Genomic DNA, 23,806 nt, shown 5'->3' with positions numbered 1-23,806 from the left:
ACTCCCCTACTCCCCTACTCCCCTGCGAGCATCATGCCCTACCAATCCCCGATCTCCCCCGGCCGTTCCTGGTATGAGGACACGGCCGGCCCGCGGCCTGAATACCCGGCGCTGGATGGCGACCGGACATGCGACGTCGTTGTCATCGGCGGCGGTTTTACCGGCCTGTCGGCGGCAGCGCATCTGGCCAAGGCGGGCGCCAATGTCGTTTTGATCGAGGCGTATCGCTTCGGTGATGGCGCCTCCGGGCGCAATGGTGGCCAACTTGGCACCGGCCAGCGCGCCTGGGCCGAGGACCTGGAAGCCGAGTACGGCTTGTCCCGCGCCAAGGCGCTGTTTGATCTTGCCGAAGAGGCGAAGGCGCATCTCCTCGAATTCGCTGCCGCCAACCAGATCGATATCGACTATATGCCGGGCCAGCTCTCGGTGGCGCACAAGCCGCGCTATGTCGATGACTACAAGGCGCATGCCGAGATCATGGCGAGCCGTTTTTCCTACCCGCATATCTCGTTCATGGATGCCAGGGAGACGGCGGAGCGGCTGGGCTCGACCGCCTATTTCGGCGGCACGCGCGACACCGGCACAGGGCACATCCATCCGATGAAGCTGGTGATCGGCACGGCGCGGGTGGCAGCGCTTGCAGGCGCGCAGCTGTTCGAGGGGACTCAATCAACCGGCATCATTTCCAGTGGCGGCAAGGTCAAGGTTTCGACACCGAGAGGCACGGTGACGGCGCAGAAATGCCTGATCGCGGTCAACGCCTATGGCGGCACGCTCGAGCCGGTGAGTGCCGCGCACGTCATGCCGATCGGTTCGTTCATCGGCGCGACGGTGCCTCTGGATACGCACTCGGACGTGCTGCCGGGCGGCGAGGCGGTCGACGATTCCCGCTTCGTCGTGCGTTATTTCCGCAAATCGAAGGACGGACGGCTGCTGTTTGGCGGACGCGAGGTCTATGGCGTCAACGATCCCCGGGATATCCACATCCACATCCGCCGCCAGATCGCGGAACTCTATCCGGCGCTCGGGGATGTCGAGATCACGCATGGCTGGGGCGGCTATGTCGGCATCACGGTGCCAAGAAAGCCGTTCGTGCGCGAAGTGATGCCCAATGTGATCTCGGCCGGCGGCTATTCCGGCCACGGCGTCATGCTGTCGAACTACTTCGGTAAACTCTATGCCGAAACCGTTGCCGGCAACCGCGACCGGCTGAAGCTGATCGAGGATCTGAAAATCCCGCCTTTCCCTGGCGGCCGGCGTTTCCGCACGCCGCTGCTGTTCCTGGCGCTCAACTGGTTTGCGCTGCGCGACAGGATCTAGCCGGCCGGCCTGATGTAATATTGTAATATTTGTTGTAACATTTGTTGCCCGTGCGACGCATTGCGCAATTTCCCGCAAAGGCGCAGAATCCTCTATGTTGGCGTACTGATGCCACAATCGCAGGCGAAAGCTGCCGGTTCTGGGCGATTGTTCGGGGATTGTTGCGGGCCTGCCCGCGTTGTTTTTGGGACCGATGCGGATCAGACGCCGGACTTCCGGCACCGATTGAAAGAACGTCGGCCCGCTTATGGAGGTGGCAAGAGTGAGAGAGCCCTTCAGTTTCGGTACGCCGGAACGTCGGCGCTTTGCCATGCAGTTCGGATACGACATGCGGCCGTCCTTCTGGCAGGAAGTCCGTTCGAACTCGCATCTGGTGATCGCCGCGATCGGCACCGCCGCACTGCTTGGCGTCGCCGCCGTGGCGCTGTGGCTGGCGCTGCCGGCCAGCGACAGGCAAGCGGCAGCGAGCCCCGAACAGACCATTCCAACGGTTCCGGTGAAGACGACGAAAATAACCCCGGTTGGGGCCGCGGTCGCTGCGGCAGCCGTACCGCAGGCGCGCAAGTCCGACGCAATTCCAACAACTGTGGCGGCCGCGCAAGACAACATTCCCGCACTCGCCGCCAATGACCCACGCTGGACCGGTTCCCAGCTGAAGGCCGCATCCGCGTCCGATTCGACTGCTCCCAGCCAGGTGGCGGACAAGGCACCCGACAAGCAAACGGCGGCATTCGCGCAGCCGGCAGCCGATACCGATGCCGCCACCGAACTTGCCAAGGTAGCCGCGCCCGGCGCAACCGCGGGCAACCATCCCGACGGCGCACAAACCGCCGCCATTCCCGAGGCGCAACCGCAAGTGCCGGCTCAAGAGCCAGCGGCAGAAGGTGATGACAGCCAGGCCAAGGCGAAGCCAAGGAAAGCCGCAGCCGCCGGAACAGGACGCATCCTGAGGGCCGTGACCATGCGAAGCGGCCCGAAGAAAAATGCCGCCGCCATCGGTACGGTGCCAGCCAAAACCTCGGTGCAGGTGATGAGCTGCAAGAAATGGTGCCAGATCACCTACAACGGCAAGACCGGCTGGATCTACAAGAGCTACATCAAGACCGGCACCTGACGTCTACCGCCTTGGGTGAGGCACGCCCCTTGTCTTGGCGCCTATCGTTCCCAAAACCGCTGCAGTGCGGAGCAGGCTTGCTTGATCGCCCGAACGGCTTTCGAAGACATAGCCGGCGGAACCGACGATTGCCGACCCTCGCCGGCTGACGGAAACCTCGATCGTGAAGGCCTGCTCGGGCATCTTTGCACCTGCCGATGTTCCGGCCTTGGCGAAGCTGGCCAGCGTGGGGCCGGCTCGACTTACGACCAGATCGCCGCGCCGCGAATTGACCGTGAATGTGCTGTAGAGATCGGGCAAAGAAATCGAGCGCAACCTGGAAAAATCCTGCAGCTCGGCCACGGATTCGAACGGTGCATGCTTGAAACCACCCACGACTTCGACCTTTTGCGTGGCCACCGCGGCAAAGATGCTGGCGCCGCTGCGCGAATATTCGACCGCGATCGCAAGCCAGTTGGACATCTCCGGATCGACACCGAGCGAGGCGAAACCCTGGACAAGCAGAGTGTGATCGGCGGCGTTAAGATCGATCAGGCCCGAATGCCCCTGCAGCCGCGTCACGACGGTCAGATTGCCGACCACACACGAGACCGGCTCGAAATTCAGCGGCAGTCCGATATCGGCGCCATCGCTCGACAGCCGCGCCGCCAGCACATTGGTCAGGCCTTCGGCGAGCAGGCCGAACCGCTGGCTTTCGGTCTCATTCGAAGCGATCTTGAGCCGCGTCCAGGCGGTCAAGGCAAAGGTCGAGGTGATGGCGGAGACGATGAGGAGGAAGACACAGCGACGAGGGCGAAGCCGGAGGATTGGCACTCGCAAGAGGCCGATGAATCATCGGGGATTTTCTTCGACCACAGCCCACCATCGAGAATAAAAGTGCACTGTCACCGCAATTCCCTACAATCGTTGTTTATCTCTTCTTTAAATCATTCATCCCAAATCAATCTTAAATTTTTGTTTATTGGTATATATTGGTCAAATGTTAATCCATTAAAATCAAAAGTAATCGATTCAGCTTTTGCTATTCCCCTTAATTTTGACCCAAAATAGGATAACGAGCTCATTATAACCTTAAATTCACTCAATCCAGTCAACTTTATTCTTGATGTTACTTTTCCGTTTCTTATGAAGATTGCCTCTGTTTCATATAAATCTTCTTCGCTTTTATTTTTATTGATTTTTGTTATTCCAAACTCAAATAACTCATCTGAGTTCAAAACTTCCAGCCTCTCCCGAAATAGAAATTTCATAGCTACATTTTCCATATTGGAAACGGCGGCAAGGGTTTCCCTGCCCTACAAGCGGCATATCTTTCACTGGCTATTGCCATACAAGCTGCATACCAATTTCTACCAGCTTTGGTTGTGCGCCCGCCACCACGCCCCGAGGATAGCAATTGGCACTGCGCCTCATCAGCGGCAAGCTGTTCCTCACAAGGGTCGTCATCCGGCGGCCCAGCTGGCGGCGGAGGCGAAGGCGTCGTACGCCGTTCCGACGACATCGGGCAAGATTGTGGCCCTGGCTGCGGAGGGGGGACGTAAAACGCAGTCCAAGGGATTGCCACCCCAACACCACCATCGATTCCCTCCTGGACCTGGAACCCAATACAACCCGCTCGGATCCACCTTCATCAGCGGGCTGTTGCCGACATACGCCCACCTTGACGGCCCATTCGGCATACCGAGCGGATCGGGCTGGACGTAGCGGCCGATCGACGGATCATAATGCCGGTGCCAGTTGTAGGCCAGCCCCGTTTCCATCTGGAACCACTGGCCGGGGAAGCGTTGGTTGAGCGTCGCGGTGCCGCTGATGCTACGTACCTCGCCGAAGGGCAGATAGCTCGCCTGCCAGACGACATTGCGACCCTGGTCGGTCATCATGACCGGGCGTTCGAGATGGTCAGTCAGCACGTAATAGAGTACCGGCGTCGTGCCGGCGTCGGCGACCATCGCCAGCGGCCTGCCTTCGACCCAGACGTATTCGGTGATCAGCGCGCCGGACGCATCGTATTCGGCGATCACATTGCCGTCGAGGTCGTGCACCATATGCAAGGTGGACGAGGCCGCGATGGTGCGAGACACCAGCCGCGACAGATAATCGTAGATGTAGCTGCCTGCCGCCGTACTGTTCACGGTGGCCGCCGAAAGCTGGCCGGCGGCATTGTAGCTGTAGGTCTTTGTCAGCGCCGGCGAGACGGTCGCGTCCTGCGTGATGTTGCCGGCGAAATCCGACTGGAAGCCGCGGCTCGGTGCGCCGCCGGTGAGAATGCCGGTCAGCCGGTTGGAGCCGGCCTGCAGGCTGTAGGTATCGATAGAGGTGACGCCGCCGATGGTGACCGCGCGCTGGGTGATGTTGCCGACGCCGTCGATCGTATAGGTCAGGCTTCCCCACGGCCCGTCGGCATTCTCGATGAAGCCGTTGGCGGTATAGGTGTAGGTCTCATTGTTGGCGGGGTTGAGCTGATCCTCGATTGCCGTGAGATTGCGCTTGTCCTGGTATTGCAGCGGATGAGATCCTGGCCTGCTGCCCAGGCGTTCAGATGCAGCGGCCGCCGTCGACCTCCAGCGCCACGCCGGTGATGAAGGCGGCTTCGTCCGAGGCCAGCCAGAGTGCGGCGTTGGCGATGTCCAGCGGCGTCGAGAGCCGGCCGAGCGGGATCGATGCGCGGAACTTCTCGCGGATTTCGGGTGTGTCGGCGCCCATGAATTTCTCCAGCATGCCGGTCTCGCCGGCAACCGGGCAGAGGCAGTTGACGCGGATGTTCTTCGGCGCCAGTTCCACCGCCATCGATTTGGTGGCGGTGATCGCCCAGCCTTTCGACGCATTGTACCAGGTGAGGCCGGGGCGCGGCCGCAGACCCGCGGTGGAGGCCGTGGTCAGGATGACGCCGCCGCCCTGCCGCTCCATGATCGGCACCACGGCGAGTGCCGCGTGATAGATCGCCTTCATGTTGACGGCGGTTATCAGGTCGAAGGTCTCCTCGTCGACATTGAGCATGTCGCCGTTGCGATGGGTGTAGCCGGCATTGTTGACCATGATGTCGATGCGGCCGAATGCGCTTTTGGCGGCATAGATCATCTCGTCGAATTCGGAGCGCAGCGAGACATCGGTCTGGGTCCAGATCGCCGCTTCGCCGATCTCGCCGGCGACGCGCTCAGCGCCCCTGGCGTTGAGATCGGCGACAACGACCCTGGCACCCTCCTGCGCAAAGCGCCTGGCGATCCCCTCGCCAAAACCGGACGCAGCACCGGTGATGACGGCAACCTTGTTTTCCAGACGCATGTTTTTCCCGCTCATGATTGATGACGATCAACCGGCGCGCCGATAGCGCACATCCGCGCGAACCCGTGGCTTCTGGCCGGATTGCTCGAAAGATGTGCGGCCATCGCCGATTTCTCCTTTGGCTTTCGCGTCGATCCCGCTCTATGCTGCAACTGCGAAGGCTTCCGGTGCCGCGCCTGTCGACAAGCCTCCGGGTCATCGGACTGTCAAGGGGCAGGCGCATACACCCAGATGTGACACCATGGCACTGGAAAATTTAAATCGATTAGATTATATCAGCCGCGTCACAGCGACCGGCGTCAGAGCGGACAGACCATGACCAGCCAGATCATCCCCGTCGATCCTTTCGACTTCATCATTTTCGGCGGCACCGGCGATCTGTCGGAGCGCAAGCTTCTGCCGTCGCTCTATTATCGCCAGCGCGACCATCAGTTTTCGGAGCCGACACGCATCATCGGCACCTCGCGCTCGAAGATGAGCGACGAAGAATTCCAAGCCTTCGCCAAGCAGGCGATCTCGGACCACGTCAAACCGGCCGACATCGACGCCAAGGAACTGAAGACCTTTCTGGCGCGGCTGTCCTACGTCTCCGCCGATGCGACGAGCGGCGCCGGCTTCGACAAGCTCAAGAAGGCGATCGGCGACAGCGACCGCATCCGCGCCTTCTACCTGGCGGTGGCGCCGGCGCTGTTCGGCGACATCTCGCACAAGCTGAAAGAGCACAATCTGATCACGCCGAACTCGCGCATCGTGCTGGAAAAGCCGATCGGCCGCGATCTCGATTCGGCACGCAAGCTCAACGACCTGGTCGGCGACGACTTCCACGAAAGCCAGATCTTCCGCATCGACCATTATCTCGGCAAGGAGACGGTGCAGAACCTGATGGCGCTGCGCTTTGCCAACGCGCTCTACGAACCGTTGTGGAATTCAGCCCATATCGACCATGTCCAGATCACCGTGGCCGAGACCGTCGGCCTGGAGGACCGCGTCACCTATTACGACAAGGCCGGCGCGCTGCGCGACATGGTGCAGAACCATATGCTGCAGCTCTTGTGCCTCGTCGCCATGGAAGCGCCGTCGTCGATGGATGCCGACGCCGTGCGCGACGAAAAGCTGAAGGTGCTGCGGGCACTGAAGCGCATCAACGGCAACGAAGCGCCGAAGCACACCGTGCGCGGGCAGTATCGCGCCGGGGCTTCGGCCGGCGGACCGGTGAAAGGCTATGTCGAGGAACTCGGCAAGGACAGCAACACCGAGACCTTCGTCGCCATCAAAGCCGAGATCGGCAATTGGCGCTGGTCGGGCGTTCCGTTCTATCTGCGTACCGGCAAACGGCTGGCGACGCGGGTTTCGGAAATCGTCATCGAATTCAAGCCGATTCCGCATTCGATCTTCGGCGACAGCGCCGGACCGATCTTCGCCAACCAGCTTGTCATCCGGCTGCAGCCGGACGAAGGCGTCAAGCAGTTCATCATGATCAAGGATCCGGGCCCGGGCGGCATGCGGCTGCGCCAGATTTCGCTCGACATGAGTTTCGCGCAGTCCTTCGACGGCCGCGCACCGGACGCCTATGAGCGGCTGATCATGGACGTCATCCGTGGCAACCAGACCCTGTTCATGCGCCGTGACGAAGTCGAGGCGGCGTGGAAATGGATCGACCCGATCCAGAATGCCTGGGAAAGTGCCAGGCAGGAGGCGCAGGGCTATACGGCGGGCACCTGGGGCCCATCGGCCTCGATAGCGCTGATCGAACGTGACGGGCGGACATGGCACGAGAGCAATTGAACGGCGCCGCCTATAGCTGGAACGGCTTCACCGGGCGCCAGGAACTGGCGGCAGCCCTGGCCGGCCATGTTGCAGGCAGACTGACCAAGGCGATCGCCGAGCGCGGCACGGGGTTGCTCGCCGTCTCCGGCGGCACCACGCCGGCAAAATTCTTCGCCGCCCTTTCAGCGATACCCATCGCCTGGGACAAGGTGATCGTGACGCTGGTCGACGAGCGTTTCGTGCCGGCCTCCTCGCCACGCTCCAATGCCGGGCTGGTGGCCGCCAATCTGTTGCAGAACGCGGCCAAGGCGGCTCGTTTCGTGCCGCTCTATCACGAAGCCACCAGCATCGAGGATGCGGCCTCGTCCGACGATGCAGCGCTCCGGTCCTTGCCCTGGCCGCTCGATGTCGTCGTGCTCGGCATGGGGCCGGACGGCCACACCGCCTCGTTCTTTCCCGATGCCGCCGACCTGGCAACACTGCTCGACCCGTCTTCCGACAGGATCGTGCTGCCGGTTCATGCGGCAAGTGCGGGCGAGCCGCGGCTGACCCTGTCGCTGGCCCGCATCGTCGAAGCCGGCTTCATCGCGCTGCACATCGAGGGTGAGGACAAGCGTATCGCCTTCGACGGCGCGGTGGCGCCCGGGCCGCGAAAGCCAATCCGCGCCGTGCTCGACGCAGCGCAAAAGCCCGTAGAGGTTTTCTGGGCACCCTGATTCTCGATTTACACCGGTCCCGGCAAACGGCGGGAGGATGTTTCCGGGACCTCGCCTGAAAGGACCGACACCATGACCGCCAGACGCGACATCGAAGCCATCACCGAACGCATCCGCCAGCGCTCTAAGCCCGGCCGCGAGCGTTATCTCAGCCGCATCGCCGAGGCGTCGAACCGCGCCGCCAACCGGGCCGTTTTGTCGTGCGGCAACCTCGCTCACGGCTTTGCGGTGTGCAGCCCCTCGGAAAAGCTCGCGCTGGGCGCCGACAAGGTGCCGAACCTCGGCATCATCACCTCCTACAACGACATGCTGTCGGCGCATCAGCCGTTCGAGAGCTTCCCCGCGCTGATCAAGGATGCAGCCCGCGAAGCCGGCGGCATCGCCCAGGTGGCAGGCGGCGTGCCGGCGATGTGCGACGGCGTCACCCAGGGCCAGCCCGGCATGGAGCTGTCGCTGTTTTCGCGCGATGTCATCGCCATGGCCGCCGCGATCGGCCTGTCGCACAACATGTTCGACGCCGCCGTCTATCTCGGCGTCTGTGACAAGATCGTGCCGGGGCTGGTGATCGCCGCCCTCACCTTCGGCCATCTGCCGGCGGTGTTCATTCCGGCCGGACCGATGACATCAGGCCTGCCCAATGACGAAAAGGCCAAGGTCCGCCAGCTCTACGCCGAGGGCAAGGCCGGACGCGCCGAACTGCTGGAGGCCGAGTCCAAATCTTACCATGGACCGGGCACCTGCACCTTCTATGGCACGGCGAATTCCAACCAGATGCTGATGGAGATCATGGGCCTGCACACGCCGGGCGCGTCCTTCGTCAATCCAGGCACGCCGCTGCGCGAGGCTTTGACCCGCGAGGCGACCAAGCGGGCGCTGGCGATTACTGCGCTTGGCAACGCCTATACGCCCGTCGGGCGGATGATCGACGAGCGCTCGATCGTCAACGGCGTCGTCGGCCTGCATGCCACCGGCGGCTCGACCAATCACACCATCCACCTGATCGCCATGGCGGCGGCGGCCGGCATCGCCATCACATGGCAGGATATTTCCGACCTGTCGGAAGCGGTGCCGCTGCTGGCGCGGGTCTATCCGAACGGCCTCGCCGACGTGAACCATTTCCACGCCGCCGGCGGGCTCGGCTTCCTGATCCGCGAACTGCTCGACGAAGGCATCCTGCATGAGGATGTGCAGACGGTGTGGGGCGAAGGCCTGCGGCCCTATGCGGTCGAGGCAAAGCTCGGCGCCGACGGAGGCGTGGTGCGCGAAGCCTCGCCGCGGACAAGCGGCGACGAGAAGGTGCTGGCGCCTTTCAACAAGGCGTTCCAGGCGACCGGCGGCCTAAAGGTGCTGTCAGGCAATCTCGGCCACGCCGTCATCAAGACTTCCGCGGTGAAGCCGGAGCGGCGTGTCATCGAGGCGCCGGCCAGGGTCTTCGACAGCCAGCAAGGGCTGAACGATGCGTTCAAGGCAGGCACGCTGACCGGCGATTTCATCGCCGTCATCCGCTTCCAGGGGCCGAAGGCCAACGGCATGCCGGAACTGCACAAGCTGACCACCGTGCTCGGCATCCTGCAGGATCGCGGCCAGCGCGTGGCGCTGGTCACCGACGGGCGCATGTCGGGCGCCTCCGGCAAGGTGCCGGCGGCGATCCATGTGACGCCGGAAGCGGTCGAGGAGGGTCCTATCGCCAGGATCCATGAAGGCGACATCATCCGGCTCGACGCCGATGCCGGCACGCTGGAAGTGCTGGTGCCGGCCGGCGATTTCGCGCTGCGCCGGACGGCGGATGCCGACCTCATCGGCAACGAGTTCGGTTTCGGCCGCGAGCTGTTTGCCGGCTTCCGGCAATTGGTCGGCCGCGCCGATCATGGCGCCAGCGCCTTCGGCACGGCCTGACGGCAGTTCTGCGCAACCCATGAAAAGGGGCGGCACTTGGCCGCCCTCTTGCGGTTGTGCATACGATTCTATTGCACGGTTAGCTCGGCTCGCTCGCCGGCCTTGACCGTCACGTTGCCTTCTTTCGAACTGTTGTCGGATTTCTCCGAGACGACGGCATAGTCGCCCGCCGGGATCGCTGCCTGGTACTTCTGGTCGAATGCATAGCCAAGCGACTTGCGGTTGCCGTTGATGTCCTTTTTGGCCTCGAAAATCTCGATCTTCGAGGCTCCCGGCGCGGTGATCGCCAGCACGCCGGCATTCATTGCGATTTTCAGATCCTGAAATTCGCCGACCTTGACGGTGAACGGCTGCTCGACAACGGCGAGATCAACCGTCGCAATCAAGACATAGTCATCGGCCGGCAGATCGAATTTGCTGTCGGGTCCGTAGGCATAGGTCACCTCGTCCCTGGTTCCATCGATCTTCTTTTTTGCCTTGAGCACCTTGAAGCCGATGCCTGAACCGTCCGCCTTGTCGCCGCCGGCAGCATAATAAGCATTGGCAACGACATGGCCGACACCGACAATCATGTCCTTTTCCACGGTCTTGCCGGCAGCCAGCGGAATCGTTTCGGTAGCCACGCCCTGCCCGATCGTGACCGTCACTTTCTCGTCGCCGGCCGGCAACACGGCTTTCGTGGTCCCATAGAAGGTGGCGGGCATGTCAGCACCCGGATAATCGATGACGATAGCCGCGCCATCGACGACATCTGCCCCCTCGCTCGGTCGCGGATGGATGATGAGCGTGCCGGCATTCAAGTTGAAGAGAGGCTCGTAGACTTGGCCCGCCTCGATCTTGACTTTCTGCTCGGTCTTGGCCTGGCCGTCGCTGGCCACGACGATATAGTCGCCCGGTTCCAGATTGGCCTTGTAGGCGCCGTATTCGGTGCTGACGTAGTCGCCGCGCGTACCGTCGGGTTTCGCCTTGTAGATCTCCCAGGCGTTGCCGTCAGTGACGGGATCGCCGCCCTCGGCAAGCACCGCTATCGGCTGGAAATTGAAGTCCGGTTTGGCCGGCTCGGGCGCGGGTGCCGGCGCAGGTGCCGGAGCCGGTTCAGGAGCCGGCGCTGGTGCTGCCACGGTCTCGGCAAGCGCCTCCTGCAGCGCCTTCTCGTCGGAGGCCTGGATGTATTTGCCGCCGGTGTTGTCGGCGAGGCAGGCGATCTGCTTGCCCTCGTCGGCGGTCAGGCCGAAGCCGACGACATCGGCGGTGAAGTCGACGCCGGATGCCTCGAGCTCCTTGCCAAGCGCGCAGGGGTCGCCGCCGCATGTTTCGAGCCCGTCGGTGATGAGCACGACGGTCGCCTTGTCCTCGGTGTATTTCAGCGCCTCGGCCGCCTGTTTGACCGCCGCCGTCAGCGGCGTCTTGCCGAGGAATTTCAGGCTGTCGGCGGCGGCCGAAATGGCGCTGCCCGAACCTGCCTGCGGCGGCACGATCAGCTGGATGTCGTCGCAGCTGCCCTTTTCACGGTGGCCATAGGCCATGAAGCCGATCTCGTCGTCGATGGGGACCGATTGAAGCACGGTTCGAAGCGACTCGCGGGCGATTTCGAGCTTGGGCTTGCCGTCGATCTGCGCCCACATCGAGCCGGAGGCATCGAGAATGACGATGACCTTGTTTGCGGCGAAGCCGAACGTCGTCATCGACAAAAGGAGGATCGCCGCAGCGACGCCCCGTGCAAGTCCCGCCATCGAAATCTCCTAAATCCGCCCCTGATCCGGGCGGCAAGCTATTTGACGCGGCGCCGGGACACAAGTCCGGGCGCCGGTGCGCAGGGCTGCGGACCCAGCTTAACAAAAGTCCTGACGACAGCCAGTTCGGCGGTGTCGGCACCCTTTTCCCCGGTAATAGGAATTTTTTCTTGACACCATGACCTCAGCTAAGGTACATATTTGGCTATGGTGCTGATTTGCGCCGGTGACCCGCCGCAATAGGCGGGTTTTTCGTTTGATGCACCCGTCAGCCTACGCGCGGCGAAGGCTCCGAAAGAACCCGTAACCCCAATTCGCTGCCCTGGCCCGATGCGCCGGGGCCGAATGCCAACTTTTCAACGGAAGCGAAGTTCAGTAAGTCGTGCGGCGTTCTTCCGAAGGCGGCCTGCCGAATTGCAGCCGGTAGCTCTGGGCGAAGTAGGAATGCGAGGTGAAGCCCGTCGCGATCGCCACGTCGAGGATCGGCATGTTGGTCTGGCGCAGCAGTTCGCGCGCCCGCTCCAGCCGCAATCGCATATAGTAACGGCCGGGCGTGACGCTGAGATGGCGCAGGAACAGGCGCTCGACCTGGCGCACCGAAAGGCCGGCGGATTTGGCCAGCTGTACCGCCGAAAGCGGCTCGTCGAGGTGGTCGGCCATCAGTTCGACGATGCGCCTGAGCTTCTCCGACTTGCCGGTCAGGTCGCGTTCGGGTCCGACGCGCTGACGGTCGCCGGCCGAGCGGATGCGTTCGTGCTGGAACTGGTTGGCGACGCCATTGGCCAGGTTCGAGCCGAAATCGCCGCGCACGATCTCCAGCATCAGGTCGATCGAAGTGGTGCCGCCGGCACAGGTGTAGCGCTTGCGATCGATCTCGAAGACGTTGCCGGTGCAGTTGATGTCGGGGAATCGCTCGACGAAGCCGGCACGGTTTTCCCAATGGATGGTGCAGCGATAGCCTTCGAGCTGGCCGGCCTCGGCCAGCAGGTAGGACCCGACCGACAGGGCACCCAGCGCATTGCCGCGCCGGCCCCAGCTTCGCAAAGCCGCCAGCACCTTGCTCTTGCCGGGGAATTCGGTCGTCAGCCCGACCGAGACGAAAAGGATATCGACCGGCGGCAGGTCGGCAACGGCGTAGTCGATCTTGAGCGGCAGGCCATTGGAAGCCATCACCGGATCGCCATCGGCCGACACCGTGGTCCAACCGTAGAAGTCGCGGCCAAGCAACCGGTTCGCCGACCGGAACGTATCGATCGCGGCAGCCAGCGAGAACATGGAGAACTTGTCTACCAGCAGGAATGCGAACTGCCGGCCGCCTTGAACGGGGTCAGTCATGACCGGCCGTTCTGAGGGAACACTGGGGTTCGGCAAAGCTGCAGCTTTCTGGCGGGTCAGAAGGACGGCCGTTTCAATCCGGCCGCAAGGTAGGCGGAGGCTAACGTATTGGCCATCAGCATGGCAATGGTCATGGGGCCGACACCGCCGGGCACCGGTGTGATGGCGCTGGCGGCCCTGGCCGCTTCGGCATAGGCGACATCGCCGACGAGGCGGGACTTGCCCTCGCCCTTTTCCGGCGCCGGGATGCGGTTGATGCCGACATCGATGACGGTGGCGCCTGGCTTCACCCAATCACCCCTGATCATCTCCGGCCTGCCGACGGCCGCGACAAGGATATCGGCGGTGCGGGCCAAGGCCGGCAGGTCCCTGGTGCGGCTGTGGGCGATGGTGACGGTGCAGTTGGCTGCAAGCAGCAGGTTGGCCATCGGCTTGCCGACGATATTGGAGCGGCCGACGACGACGGCGTTGAGGCCGGACAGGTCCTTGCCGCGCACCCGCTCGATCAGAAGCATCGAGCCGGCCGGCGTGCAAGGCACGAACGCTGTCTCGAGTTCACCGGTGCCGAGCTTGCCGACATTGATGAAGTGGAAGCCGTCGACATCCTTTTCCGGCGCTATGGTCTGGATGATCTTGCCGGCGTCAATGTGGGCCGGCAGAGGAAGCTGCACGAGGATGCCATTGATGGCCGGATCGGCGTTGAGGTCGCCGATGGTCTTCAGCAATGCCTCTTCGGAGGTTTCGGCCGGCAGCGTATGCTGGACGGAATGAAAGCCGCATTCCTTGGCGGTGCGCGACTTGGACGCGACATAGACCTGGCTGGCCGGATCCTCGCCGACGATGACCACGGCAAGACCGGGCTTGGCCTTGCCCTTGGCGACAAGTTCAGCCGTCAGGGTCTTGACCGTCCCCACAACGTCCCCGGCAACGCTCTTGCCATCAATCACTTCAGCCATGGACCACCCTCAACACCAGAATGCCCAAGCGCGTCGCTTCCGGAAGCGACGCGCTTTTCGATCTTTCACAGCGTGGCATCTTCACGAAAAATCCAACATGCAATCCCGCCAAAGCGCCGTCCCATGCCGTTTACGCGAAACCGGCATGTTTTTGTACGGCACCGCGCAGATTTTTGTGGCTCAGAAGTAGCGGCGGCGCGTGCGGCTCTCGGTCAGTTCGCGAACCGCTTCGCGGAATTCGCGCAGGCTGGCGCGGATTTCCTCGATTGGCGCTTGCTGCTCGGCATCCTCCACGGCCCGCGACGGCTCCGCCGATCGCTGATGAGGCTGAGGCGCCTGCTGCTGCGCGACGGGCGGCTGTGGATAGGACTCGGAAGCGGGCTGAGCCGGATCGGGCTGCTGCCCGGCATTGGCGGCCGGCATCGATTGCGGATAGGGATAGCCCGGCTGCTGCGCGTAGCCCAATGGCTGCGCGTAGGGATAGAGCTGCGGCCCGGAATATGGCCGCTGCGTCATCATGGGAGGCGGCAGTGGCGGCTGCGCCGTCTGCTGCGGATGGCCGCCGGGCTGGAAAGGTGGTGCCGGGTATGCTGTCGCGGCCGCCTGCCGGGGCTCGAAGGCCGGCGCCGGCCGGGGATAGGCGCGGTATTGCGGATCCTGCGTTGGCTCCCCGTTTTCGGCAGAGGCCCATTCGACGGTATCGAACGGCTCCTCCCGGGATGGCCTGCGGGAGACGGACTTGTGCAGCCTCGACAGCAAGGCACCGATCCGGCCGGGACTTTCTGCCGGCGAGGCCTGGGCTTGCTGGACAGGCGGTGGCACGGCCGGCGGTGGTGATGCAGGCGGGGGTGTCGATGGCTGCGGCGCTGGTGGTAATGGCGGCGCCGGCGGCGGCGCTGCCCGATATGCCTTGTCTTCGTAAGGCGTCCGGCGTTCGTCCATGCCATGGTCGCGACGCGAGCGCGAATTGGCGGTGTCACGCAGGCTCTCATAGGCGCCACGCATGGCTCCGAGGCCAATGCCGGAGGCGAAACCCAGCAACAGGCCGGCAAGCGCGACCACGACCCGCGACGGCCCGTTCGGCTCAAGCGGCGCGAAGGCCTTCGAGATCACATTGATGTTGGCGGTGTTGATGTCCTTCTGCTCGCCGGTCTCCTTGGCGCGCAGCAGGTACTGTTCGTAGACGGAACGCTTGGCGGTCGCCTCGCGCTCCAGTTCGCGCATCGACACGAGGGCGCTGTTGACGTCGCCGCTGCGGACCTTCAGCTGCGCCAGGCGAGAGGCAAGATCCTGTTCGAGCTGGACGGCGCGCTTGAGGTCGACCTGCAGCGACGAGCCGATGCGGCGCAGCTCAGAGGCGATGCGGTCGCGTGCGCCGGCAATCTGGGCATTGATCGCCTGGAGTTCGGGGTGACGCGGGCCGAGCCGGATGGCGGCGCGGTCAGCTTCCTGCTTGAGCGACGCATATTGCGAACGCAGATCGCTCATCGTGTTGGAGTTGATCTCCTCCGGCAAGGTGCCGGTGAGAACCGAATTGACGTCGACCGAACGCGCCGAGGCCGCCCGGGCGTTGAGTTCCAGGGTCCGGGCGCGGGCGACCGACAGCTGCTCGTTGAGTTTCAGCATCTCGTCGTCGCTGATGAGATGGCCCTGCGCGTCGACGAGATCGTGCGTGGCCCTGAAATCCTCGACCTTGCGCTCGGCTGCCTCGACGCCCTTGCGCAACTCGTCAAGCCTGGCCGTCAGTTCGTCGGTGGCGCGGCCTGCGGTGTCCGACTGTATCTGGCCGAAAGTCTGCAGGAAGACATCCGTCATCGTGTTGGCGATGAGGGCCGATTTTTCGCCATTCTGCGTGGTGGCGCTGACGGTGATGACGAAGGTCTTGCCGCCGCGCTCGACCGAAAGGCTCTCGGCCAGATTGCCGACAGCAAGCGCGCGGCGACGGCTGTCGTCGACACCCCCCGGCCCATCATTGCGGGACAGGATGGAGCGAATGAGCGACATGACACTGAGGCCGCCGCCGCCTTGCCCATTGAATTCCGGGTCGTTGACCAGATTGAGCTTGTCGACGACCTTGTTGAGAACAGTGCCTGATGTCAGCACCCGAACCTGGTTCTCGACGATGGCCAGCGTGGCGTCGGAAGCGACGACCGACTGGGTGAGATCGCGGTCGGTGAGCTTCAGGTCGCGCGGGTCGACGATCAGTTCGGTGGTGGCCTCATATTTCTTCGGCGTCGACAGCGCGATGGTGATGCCGAGCGCGGCGCCCAGCAGTGTCGTCGTCACGATCAGCAGCTTCGACTTGCCGACACCGCGCACCACCTGCATCGGATCGATCAGCGGCTTCCACTGCTGGCTGTCCATGCCGTCGTTTCGGGATAACGACGCGTCGCCTGCAGTGTAAGGTTCCGATGTATGATCGGCGCGACGAGCGCCAGCGGTTTCGGCGGCACCAGGCTGTGTCCGCGGCGTGGTTTGCGCGCGGTACGCTTGCTCACGATCCCCGTCGGCCGCGACCGGATCCGACAGTTTCGGGTTGCGCGCCTCGCGCTGCGAGCGGGCGAGACGATGACGCGTGGCGGCATCCTCGCGCCATGACGGGTCTGCCCGGTCGCCGATCGAGACCAGCGACGCGTCGGGTTCGTCGCCACGCACAGCCTGGCCCAGCGCCAGCAACGAGCGCTCGCGCTTCCAGTCTTCGCGGTTTTCCCTGTCGACCATCGTCTGGAACTTTACCCTTGGCGACCTGCGAACGGAGATTGGCCATTCGTTAAGCCACGCTAAACAGGCATGGAAAACAAAAGGTTAATTTTCCCGCGCCGAAGCGTCGGTTTCTCGTTTCGGTTGCATCTATTTTCGACACAAGCCCAGCCGCCAGAACGGCACGTTAAGTTTTCCGGCCTAGGCTCTCCTTGAGACATGACGCAGGCCAGTGACATACCGCAAAGGCGGCCCCTCGCCCGGATCGGCAGCTTTTTGGCCGAACGACGGGGGCTGCTTCGCGACTATTTCTCAGCGATCAGCGGTGCCGGTGGGCGACTGGTGTTTTCGCTGGCCTATTTCATCGCGCTGGCCAACACGCTGTCGATATCCGAATTCGGCATGTTCGCCACCGCGTCGGCGGCCGGCGTCATGCTGTCGCGCATCCTCGCCTTTGGGTTCATCTCGGCGCTTTACCGCACCGCCACCATCCGCCCCAATCTGATCGGCACCTTTTCCGCCGGCTTCCTGCTGCTCGGCGTGCTGTCGCTGCCGCTGCTGGCCGTGGCCTCGTTCGGCGTCTATCTGCTTTTCTTCGCCGACACCGTGCCGCTGTCGGTGTTTGCCGCAATCGTCTTTGCCGAGGCGCTGTTGTGGCGGCCGGTCGAGGTGGCGCTGATCGTCAACAACGGCCTGGGCAAGTTCGGCCGTGCCGCGCTGCTGGCCATTCTGGCGACCGCGCTGCGGGCGCTCGGCGCGGTGCTGTTCATGTTCTCAGCGCAACACAGCGTCTGGATATGGTCCTGGTTCTATATCGGCGCCAATGCCGCCTCGCTGCTGATTGCCTTCGGCTTCTTCTACCCGCGCCAGAGGCTGCGGCTGCGCGTCGAGCTTTATCTCAGGCGATTGGCCGATTCCATCTATGTGGCCGGCGCCGAAGTGCTGTTCTACCTGCAGATGGAGTTCGACAAGCTGCTGGTGCTGGCGATCGGCGGCCCGCATCTGGCCGGCATCTACGCCATCATCATGCGGCTGGTCGACCTGACGGCCATTCCGATCCGCACCTTCTCGATGATGCTTGTGCAGCGCATGATGCGCGCGCCGGAACTGTTGTCACGGCTGGCGGTCAAGAGCGGCATCGAAGGCGGCGTTTTCGCGGTGTCGACGCTGGCGCTCTTGACGCTCGGCATCGTGCTGCATTTCTTCCCCAATGCGCTCGGCAAGAATGTCGCCGAGGCCGCCCCGCTGGTGGTGCTGGCAATCTGCGTGCCGGGATTGCGCAATCTGGTCGAATACCAGGCCGAGCTTTTGTTCGCACGCGGCCAAACGCTGGTGCGGGCGCTCAATCTCGGCCTGCTCGCCGGATTGAAGGCGCTGTTGCTGACTTATGTGCTGACGACCATCCTCGACACGCCGAAGCTGGTGCTGTCGCTCAATGTCGTCTTCCTGCTTCTGTATCTCGCCTCGACGCTGCTCACCTATTCGGCGATGCGCAAGCCGGCAAAGCCCGTCTAGGGCTTTCTCATTTGTGCATGACTTCTGGACAAACGGAAATCGTTTGTCCGAGAAAACCGGTTTCCGCTTTTCGGGATGATCTAATCCAACCCAATCAGACGGCGGATGCGGCCGATATCGGTGCCGATGAAGGATTGCATGCCGATCGCCACCTGCTCCGGCGCCATGGCGGCAACGAAGCGGCGGAACTCGTCATCCGAAAGCGCTTCGCCGGTCCAGTGCACGCGGCAGAACTCTTCGGAACCGTGGAAGTGGCCGGCTCCGTCCAGCAGATCGTCGACATAGCGGCCGTAGATCATGCATTCGGAGAATTTGCGCGCCGAGCCGACGACCTCGACCCAGTTGCGACCATGGACCCTTTCGATCGCACCGCACATGGCCAGCACGGTGTCGCGCCGCCAGGCGATCAGCGTCGAGATGTAGTCATGGTTCGACGTCCGGGACGGGTCGATGCCGAGTGCCGAGCCGGCGTTGCGCGACCAGATGCGATGCTCCTCATGACCTTCGTCCGCCAGCACACCGTCGCGGCGGAACAGGCGCACCTTGCCGTCGCGCCAGAAGGCGCCGCAGTCAAAAGGTTTCAGGAAGGCAACATCGGAATCACAGAAGATGAGCACGTCTTGAGATGCATGCGCCGAGATGGCGATGCGGCGCAACTGCTGCACATGCCAGCCGCGCAGCGGCTGGGTCTTCAGGCTGAGCCAGACGCGCCGGCGAAACAGGCTGAACGGGTCGTCGAAGGCGTGCAGCCAGCGCGGCAGCAATTCCCGCTCGTCGACGACCGTGCGGCGGCCGGTTTCCAATTGGCGAAACAGACTGACATCGCGATGCTCGACCAGGATGTAATGGTGCGCCGCGCCGGAAACGTGGCGATCAAGTGTCTCGCACAGCAGGCGACAGCGCTCGAAATCGGGCGCATAGCTTGCCGTCACGATGGCCGCCGTCGGTGTCTGCCGAAGCGGGCTTGGCTCGACAGCGGCACCTGGCACGAACCTGCTGTTCATTTGGTATCTCCCGCGGCTTCGGGCGCAAGCGAGAATTTCTGCCTGACGACGCGCAGCAGGAACAGCGGGTTGCCGACCACATAGCGGCGCCACAGGCGGCCCGGCTCGACAGCCAACCGGAACAGCCATTCGAGCCGCAGCCGGCGCATCCACAAGGGCGCGCGGGGCACCGCGCCGCTCAGGAAATCAAGCAACGCGCCGACGGCGATCGGCAGCGTGCAATGGCGCGCGTCGATATGGCGTTCGATCCACAATTCCTGGCGCGGCACGCCCATGGCCACGAGCAGCACGTCGGGCCGAAGCGCGGCAATCCGGTCGACGATTTCCTGCTCCTGCGAAGGGGGGAAATAGCCGTCATGGATCACCACGAACCGGTGCTGCACGGCCAGTGCCGCCAGCTTGACCGACGCCGCTTCTGCGTTGACGCGCGTCGCGCCGAGCAGCCCGACGGTCAGCGGCGTCGTCGAGGCCTGCAGGAAGGCCGGGACGAAATCGGTACCATTGAGATTGTCGGGAAACGGCGCCCCGTAGAGGAGCCTCGCCGCCAGATCGATGCCGATGCCGTCGGGCAGGATGAGGAAATCATCGAGTGCTTCGGCGAACACCGGGTCGGTATAGGCGATGTTGGCATTGTGGGCGTTGAGGAAACTGACCTTGGTGAAGCGCCGCTCGGCAATCAGCCGGTTCAGCAGGGCGATGGCATCGTTCCAGCGGACCGCAACCACCGGGATGCCAAGGATCGTCTTCAGCGTGTCGAGCCCGAACGCGGCGCGGGCGGAATGCATGTTCATGCAAACGCCTCCTGCCTGAGAGGGGCGAGCTTTTCGAGGCCGAGCCGGATGGCAGCATCGAGCGCCTTGACCTGCGAGCCCCGGAACGCGCTGCCGTCAACGTCGCGGATGTCGGCCGCTGCAGCCTCGAGCGCCCTGGCGAAGGCAACGGGATCGTCGGTGACGACGCAATTGGAAGGACGGTGGTCGATGCCGCGCAGCGAACGGCTGGTGGCGACCGAAGGCAGGCCGAGCTCGAAGGTTTCGATTGTCTTCAACTGGACGCCGCTGCCGGCGGTGCTGATCAGCGGGATGACGGCAGCACCGCGCACGAAAGCTTGCGCGTCGGGCACGCGGCCGACAAATTCGACACCCGGGTGCTTCGACGCGACGCCCGAAGGCATGTGGCCCGCAATGCGGATGCGGAAATCGGGCCGCAGATGCGGCACGACCTTGCCCAGGAACCAGTCGAGGCCGATGCGGTTCGGCTGCCAGGTCCAGGTGCCGATCAGGGCGGCGTCGCAATCGGTGCGGCGCGGGCTTTTCAGGGTTGGCGCCTGGGCACCGGTCACCAGCGGCAGCACCGCCGAGCGGTTGTCGGAGGCGACACCGAGCGCGGCGCGGTCTTCCTCGGCCAGGGTGAAGACGAAGCGCGCCCGGCGGCAGAGACGCTCTTCGACGGTCTTGAGCAGCCTCGCCTCGCGGCGAAACAGCAGGCGCTGGAAGAGACCGTCGGCGGCAGCGGCATTCTCCCGCGCCGAAAGATGCTCGACATTGTGGGCAACGAAGATCGAAGGCCGCTCAGCGAACAGCTTCTCGAAGGCGCCGGCGAACTGCACGGAATTCAAGACATAGCCGTCAAACGGTCCGGCACGCTCAATGGCAGCGAGAACATCGCTGTCGGACACGGCGCGCAGCTTGACCGACGCGAAGGTGAGGCCCGAAAGCAGCGCCTTGCCGACCCAGGCCAGCTTTTGCCGCGCGGAGGCATTTTCCGTGCGCACGTCGATCGCACCCAGCACCACGGTGTTTTCGGGGTCGTCCGCGGGTTTTCCCGGCCAGGTAAAGCCGATGACGGTGACGCGCGCGCCAGCGCGCCGCAAGGCAGCGATGATCGCAGCGTTGGCGATCTCGTAGCCCGAGGCGAGAGCGCCGTCGGGCACGATCGATGTGGCGAACAGCAGATGCATCTTACCTATCCAGTGGTGTAGCCGGTAGCAAAGTGCGGTGAACCCTTGATTAAGCCTGCACATTCGACGGCCGAAAGCCGCTGCCTGGCGGGCTTCTCCGTACAAGGTGATTAACGAAACCTTATCAACCGTGGTGCTACCAGAGCCCAACTCACCATGTGGCTGGACACGGATGATCCCTTTGCCATCGGACGGTTCGGTAACGGTCGCGGGACGCACGCCGCGGCTTGACGTCGAGGCCGTCGAAGCCGTCGTCACCTTGCCGACCTTCAAGCGTCCCGAGCAAGTGCTGGAAACGCTGGCGTCGCTGCGCGCGCAGCAAACCGGCAGACGCTTTGCCGTGATCGTCATGGAGAACGAAGCCGAGGCGCGGGCCGGCGCCAAGGCGGCGCTGCCGCTGTTCGAGCGGGGCGAAATGCCGGGCCTGGTGATCATCGCGCACGAGCGCGGCAATTGCAGCGCCTACAATGCCGGCTGGCAGACGGCCATCCTGCAATTCCCGAACTTCAGGCATCTGCTGGTCATCGACGACGACGAGATCGCCGATCCGCAGTGGCTGGAACGGATGTGCCTGGCTGCCGAAACGCTCGGCGCCGATATTGTCGGCGGCCCGCAGGTGCCCGTGTTTGCCGACCCCGCCCATGCGCGATGGGCAGAGCATCCGGTGTTCGCGCCGCCCTATCGGGAAACCGGACGCGTGCCGGCGCTCTATTCGTCGGGCAATCTTCTGGTCGGGCGCAACGTGCTGATCGCCATGGGTCCGCCCTTTCTCGATCTCAGATTCAACTTCATGGGCGGCGGCGATTCCGACTTTCTCAGCCGGTCGGCGCAAAGGGGCTTTGTTCTGGGCTGGTGCGCCGAGGCCAAGGTGCTGGAAACCGTTCCGGCGCGGCGTATCGAAGCCGACTGGATCCGCGCCCGCAGCCTGCGCAACGGCGTCATCTCGACACTGGTCGAAAAGAAGAAGCGCGCCGGCACGCCAATGGCCGGCGCCAAAGTGTTGCTGAAGAGCCTGGCACTGCTTGCCGCCTCGCCGTTTCGCGGCATGATCCGGCTGGCGCGGACCCGATCGCCGGCGATCGCCATCTACCCCGTCCATGTGGCGCTGGGCCGCGTGCTGGCCGAATTCGGATATGCCAATGAGCAGTACCGCCAGCCTGAGAAAAACTGAGCGCGCGCCGCTCGGCGACGCGTTCACGCGCGAAGGCGTGGCCACCGCCATTGCCGCGCTGCTGTTCACCGTCATCATGGTGTCGTTCCGGCCGTTCCAGCCGGGCGGCGCCGAACTCACCGGTCAAGGCGGCGACATCGTCAACCAGCTTGGCTTCGGTTCGCTCGGCGCCATGTCGATCTTCTCGCTGATGGCCTTTGCCGATCCGCGCGTGGTGCGCTCGCTGCTGAGCCCATCCTGGGTGTTGATGCTGGGCTTCTTTTTCCTCTCGGTGATCCTGTCGACCGATCCGCCTTCGGCCATGCGCGCCGCCTCCTTCACGCTGATCGGCATCCTGACGATGGCGACGATCCTGGTGCTGCCGCGCGACGCCGAAGCCTTCTCGAAGGTGATCATCTTCACCGCCGTCGTGGTCATGGGCCTTTCCTATCTCGGCCTCATCGTGTTTCCGCACGAGGCGATGCACACAGCCGACTCGCAGGAGCCCGAACATGCCGGACTGTGGCGCGGCGTGTTCACCCACAAGAACATTGCCGGGCCGGTCATGGCCTGCCTCAGCTTCGCAGGCCTCTATCTCTACCGGCGCGGGCAGCGCTACTGGGGCGCCGGGATCTTCTTCGCGGCGATGATCTTCATGCTGCACACCGGCTCCAAGACGACAGCCGGCCTGGTGCCGTTCTCGATCCTGATCGTCATGTTCCCGAGCCTGATAGGCATGCGGCTCGGCACGCCGATCCTGTTTGCGCTGGCCATCATCGCCACGGCGGTCGGCACGCTGGGCATCGTCTTCCTGCCGCCTGTAAAACATCTGGCGGCGATCTATTTCCCCGGCATGACCTATACCGGCCGCACGACGCTGTGGGAGTTCGCCGGCAGCATGCTGGCGAAGAAGCCATGGACCGGCTACGGCTATGAAAGCTTCTGGGGCACGCCGCTCTTGCTCAACCAGGACCAGCCCTTCGACCGGCCGTGGGACATCAGAACCATCGTGCACGGCCATGACGGCTATCTCGACATCGCCGTGCTGATGGGCATTCCGGCACTATGCGTGGCGGTCTACACCTTCCTCATCGCGCCGCTGCGCGACTACATGCGCATTCCGTTGCGCAGGGAAAACATCTTTCTCGGCGACTTCTTCATGATGGTGGTGCTGTTCACGGCGCTTAACGCTTTCCTCGAAAGCTTCTTCTTCCATCGCGGCGACCCGGTCTGGCTGTTCTTCGTGCTCGGCGTGCTTGGCCTCAGGCAAGTGTCGCTGCGGCCAATCGCGGTGCGCGATCCCGATCGCGGCTCGCGATCCTGATGGGGCTTCCCCAGGGAAGCGCCAGCGTCTATGT

At 63.6% G+C, this 23,806-nt stretch carries 19 protein-coding genes; 8 read left to right on the top strand and 11 right to left on the bottom strand.

All coding sequences use genetic code 11. The features are described from left to right. The first annotated feature begins 33 nt into the window (after positions 1-33). Both LB559_RS10150 and LB559_RS10145 read left to right on the top strand, forming a co-directional pair. Positions 34-1,320, top strand: coding sequence for an NAD(P)/FAD-dependent oxidoreductase (locus tag LB559_RS10150; protein WP_224673964.1), 1,287 nt, complete (start codon positions 34-36; stop codon positions 1,318-1,320). Between the two features lie 262 nt (positions 1,321-1,582). Further along, entirely contained in the window at positions 1,583-2,434 is an 852-nt protein-coding gene (locus LB559_RS10145) for an SH3 domain-containing protein (RefSeq protein ID WP_224673954.1), read from the top strand. Between the two features lie 3 nt (positions 2,435-2,437). Here the strand turns inward: LB559_RS10145 and LB559_RS10140 are convergent, their stop codons facing one another. The 4 genes from LB559_RS10140 to LB559_RS10125 form a co-directional block, all read right to left on the bottom strand. Then, entirely contained in the window at positions 2,438-3,172 is a 735-nt protein-coding gene (locus LB559_RS10140; RefSeq protein WP_224673953.1) for a general secretion pathway protein GspK, read from the bottom strand. Positions 3,173-3,360: 188 nt separating this feature from the next. Then, positions 3,361-3,684 (bottom strand): hypothetical protein, encoded by a 324-nt coding sequence (locus LB559_RS10135; RefSeq protein ID WP_224673952.1) that lies wholly within the window; start codon positions 3,682-3,684, stop codon positions 3,361-3,363. 192 nt (positions 3,685-3,876) lie between these two features. Then, positions 3,877-4,311, bottom strand: coding sequence for an RHS repeat-associated core domain-containing protein (locus LB559_RS10130; RefSeq protein ID WP_224673963.1), 435 nt, complete (start codon positions 4,309-4,311; stop codon positions 3,877-3,879). Between the two features lie 658 nt (positions 4,312-4,969). Next, a complete protein-coding gene (locus tag LB559_RS10125) occupies positions 4,970-5,716 on the bottom strand; it encodes an SDR family oxidoreductase (protein ID WP_027162287.1) in 747 nt (248 codons plus the stop codon). Positions 5,717-6,031: 315 nt separating this feature from the next. On the opposite strand from LB559_RS10125, the gene zwf reads away from it, so the two are divergent. From zwf to edd, 3 genes are all read left to right on the top strand, one after another. Further along, positions 6,032-7,501, top strand: coding sequence for a glucose-6-phosphate dehydrogenase (gene zwf / locus LB559_RS10120; protein ID WP_013530236.1), 1,470 nt, complete (start codon positions 6,032-6,034; stop codon positions 7,499-7,501). Continuing rightward, positions 7,483-8,199 carry a 6-phosphogluconolactonase gene (pgl, locus tag LB559_RS10115; protein WP_224621941.1) on the top strand — a complete coding sequence of 239 codons (717 nt, stop codon included), beginning with the start codon at positions 7,483-7,485 and terminating at the stop codon, positions 8,197-8,199. The genes zwf and pgl overlap by 19 nt, the downstream gene beginning before the upstream one ends. 72 nt (positions 8,200-8,271) lie before the next feature. Continuing rightward, a complete protein-coding gene (edd, locus tag LB559_RS10110) occupies positions 8,272-10,095 on the top strand; it encodes a phosphogluconate dehydratase (RefSeq protein ID WP_027162289.1) in 1,824 nt (607 codons plus the stop codon). A 68-nt stretch (positions 10,096-10,163) separates the two neighbouring features. Here edd and LB559_RS10105 read toward each other — a convergent pair whose 3' ends face one another. From LB559_RS10105 to LB559_RS10090, 4 genes are all read right to left on the bottom strand, one after another. Then, on the bottom strand, positions 10,164-11,828 hold the full coding sequence (locus LB559_RS10105; RefSeq protein ID WP_224673951.1) for a vWA domain-containing protein: 1,665 nt from the start codon (positions 11,826-11,828) through the stop codon (positions 10,164-10,166). Between the two features lie 372 nt (positions 11,829-12,200). Next, positions 12,201-13,163: a GlxA family transcriptional regulator gene (locus tag LB559_RS10100; RefSeq protein ID WP_013530232.1), complete on the bottom strand. Its 963-nt coding sequence runs from the start codon at positions 13,161-13,163 to the stop codon at positions 12,201-12,203. A 56-nt stretch (positions 13,164-13,219) separates the two neighbouring features. Continuing rightward, a complete protein-coding gene (gene folD / locus LB559_RS10095) occupies positions 13,220-14,119 on the bottom strand; it encodes a bifunctional methylenetetrahydrofolate dehydrogenase/methenyltetrahydrofolate cyclohydrolase FolD (protein WP_224673950.1) in 900 nt (299 codons plus the stop codon). 180 nt (positions 14,120-14,299) lie between these two features. Further along, entirely contained in the window at positions 14,300-16,840 is a 2,541-nt protein-coding gene (locus LB559_RS10090) for a GumC family protein (protein WP_224673949.1), read from the bottom strand. 198 nt (positions 16,841-17,038) lie between these two features. Between LB559_RS10090 and LB559_RS10085 the strand changes: the two genes are divergently transcribed. After that, positions 17,039-18,334 (top strand): lipopolysaccharide biosynthesis protein, encoded by a 1,296-nt coding sequence (locus LB559_RS10085; RefSeq protein WP_027162292.1) that lies wholly within the window; start codon positions 17,039-17,041, stop codon positions 18,332-18,334. 80 nt (positions 18,335-18,414) lie between these two features. On the opposite strand, the gene LB559_RS10080 is transcribed toward LB559_RS10085, so the two are convergent. Genes LB559_RS10080 through LB559_RS10070 form a run of 3 tightly spaced genes read right to left on the bottom strand, consistent with a single transcriptional unit; the run spans position 18,415 to position 21,298 of the window. After that, positions 18,415-19,338 (bottom strand): DUF6492 family protein, encoded by a 924-nt coding sequence (locus LB559_RS10080; protein ID WP_224673948.1) that lies wholly within the window; start codon positions 19,336-19,338, stop codon positions 18,415-18,417. Beyond that, a complete protein-coding gene (locus tag LB559_RS10075; protein WP_063170060.1) occupies positions 19,335-20,129 on the bottom strand; it encodes a WecB/TagA/CpsF family glycosyltransferase in 795 nt (264 codons plus the stop codon). Before LB559_RS10075 ends, LB559_RS10080 begins: the two co-directional genes overlap by 4 nt. Next, positions 20,126-21,298, bottom strand: coding sequence for a glycosyltransferase family 4 protein (locus LB559_RS10070; RefSeq protein WP_224673947.1), 1,173 nt, complete (start codon positions 21,296-21,298; stop codon positions 20,126-20,128). The genes LB559_RS10075 and LB559_RS10070 overlap by 4 nt, the downstream gene beginning before the upstream one ends. 172 nt (positions 21,299-21,470) lie before the next feature. On the opposite strand from LB559_RS10070, the gene LB559_RS10065 reads away from it, so the two are divergent. Both LB559_RS10065 and LB559_RS10060 read left to right on the top strand, forming a co-directional pair. Continuing rightward, positions 21,471-22,469: a glycosyltransferase family 2 protein gene (locus LB559_RS10065; RefSeq protein ID WP_224673946.1), complete on the top strand. Its 999-nt coding sequence runs from the start codon at positions 21,471-21,473 to the stop codon at positions 22,467-22,469. Next, positions 22,438-23,772: an O-antigen ligase family protein gene (locus LB559_RS10060; protein WP_027162296.1), complete on the top strand. Its 1,335-nt coding sequence runs from the start codon at positions 22,438-22,440 to the stop codon at positions 23,770-23,772. Before LB559_RS10065 ends, LB559_RS10060 begins: the two co-directional genes overlap by 32 nt. The last annotated feature ends 34 nt before the right edge of the window (positions 23,773-23,806 follow it).

It is taken from the genome of Mesorhizobium sp. BR1-1-3 (assembly GCF_020165455.1).
GTDB classification, from domain to species: domain Bacteria; phylum Pseudomonadota; class Alphaproteobacteria; order Rhizobiales; family Rhizobiaceae; genus Mesorhizobium; species Mesorhizobium ciceri.
The sequence above is the reverse complement of the archived record's forward strand: the minus strand, read 5'-3'. Positions and strand labels throughout refer to the sequence as shown.

Coding starts and splice junctions, on each gene's coding strand:
- LB559_RS10150 (WP_224673964.1), top strand. CDS start 34: ATGCCCTACCAATCCCCGATCTCCCCCGGCCGTTCCTGGTATGAGGAC.
- LB559_RS10135 (WP_224673952.1), bottom strand. CDS start 3,684: ATGAAATTTCTATTTCGGGAGAGGCTGGAAGTTTTGAACTCAGATGAG.
- LB559_RS10130 (WP_224673963.1), bottom strand. CDS start 4,311: ATGACCGACCAGGGTCGCAATGTCGTCTGGCAGGCGAGCTATCTGCCC.
- LB559_RS10125 (WP_027162287.1), bottom strand. CDS start 5,716: ATGCGTCTGGAAAACAAGGTTGCCGTCATCACCGGTGCTGCGTCCGGT.
- zwf (WP_013530236.1), top strand. CDS start 6,032: ATGACCAGCCAGATCATCCCCGTCGATCCTTTCGACTTCATCATTTTC.
- pgl (WP_224621941.1), top strand. CDS start 7,483: ATGGCACGAGAGCAATTGAACGGCGCCGCCTATAGCTGGAACGGCTTC.
- edd (WP_027162289.1), top strand. CDS start 8,272: ATGACCGCCAGACGCGACATCGAAGCCATCACCGAACGCATCCGCCAG.
- LB559_RS10105 (WP_224673951.1), bottom strand. CDS start 11,828: ATGGCGGGACTTGCACGGGGCGTCGCTGCGGCGATCCTCCTTTTGTCG.
- LB559_RS10100 (WP_013530232.1), bottom strand. CDS start 13,163: ATGACTGACCCCGTTCAAGGCGGCCGGCAGTTCGCATTCCTGCTGGTA.
- folD (WP_224673950.1), bottom strand. CDS start 14,119: ATGGCTGAAGTGATTGATGGCAAGAGCGTTGCCGGGGACGTTGTGGGG.
- LB559_RS10090 (WP_224673949.1), bottom strand. CDS start 16,840: ATGGTCGACAGGGAAAACCGCGAAGACTGGAAGCGCGAGCGCTCGTTG.
- LB559_RS10085 (WP_027162292.1), top strand. CDS start 17,039: ATGACGCAGGCCAGTGACATACCGCAAAGGCGGCCCCTCGCCCGGATC.
- LB559_RS10080 (WP_224673948.1), bottom strand. CDS start 19,338: ATGAACAGCAGGTTCGTGCCAGGTGCCGCTGTCGAGCCAAGCCCGCTT.
- LB559_RS10075 (WP_063170060.1), bottom strand. CDS start 20,129: ATGAACATGCATTCCGCCCGCGCCGCGTTCGGGCTCGACACGCTGAAG.
- LB559_RS10070 (WP_224673947.1), bottom strand. CDS start 21,298: ATGCATCTGCTGTTCGCCACATCGATCGTGCCCGACGGCGCTCTCGCC.
- LB559_RS10065 (WP_224673946.1), top strand. CDS start 21,471: ATGATCCCTTTGCCATCGGACGGTTCGGTAACGGTCGCGGGACGCACG.
- LB559_RS10060 (WP_027162296.1), top strand. CDS start 22,438: ATGAGCAGTACCGCCAGCCTGAGAAAAACTGAGCGCGCGCCGCTCGGC.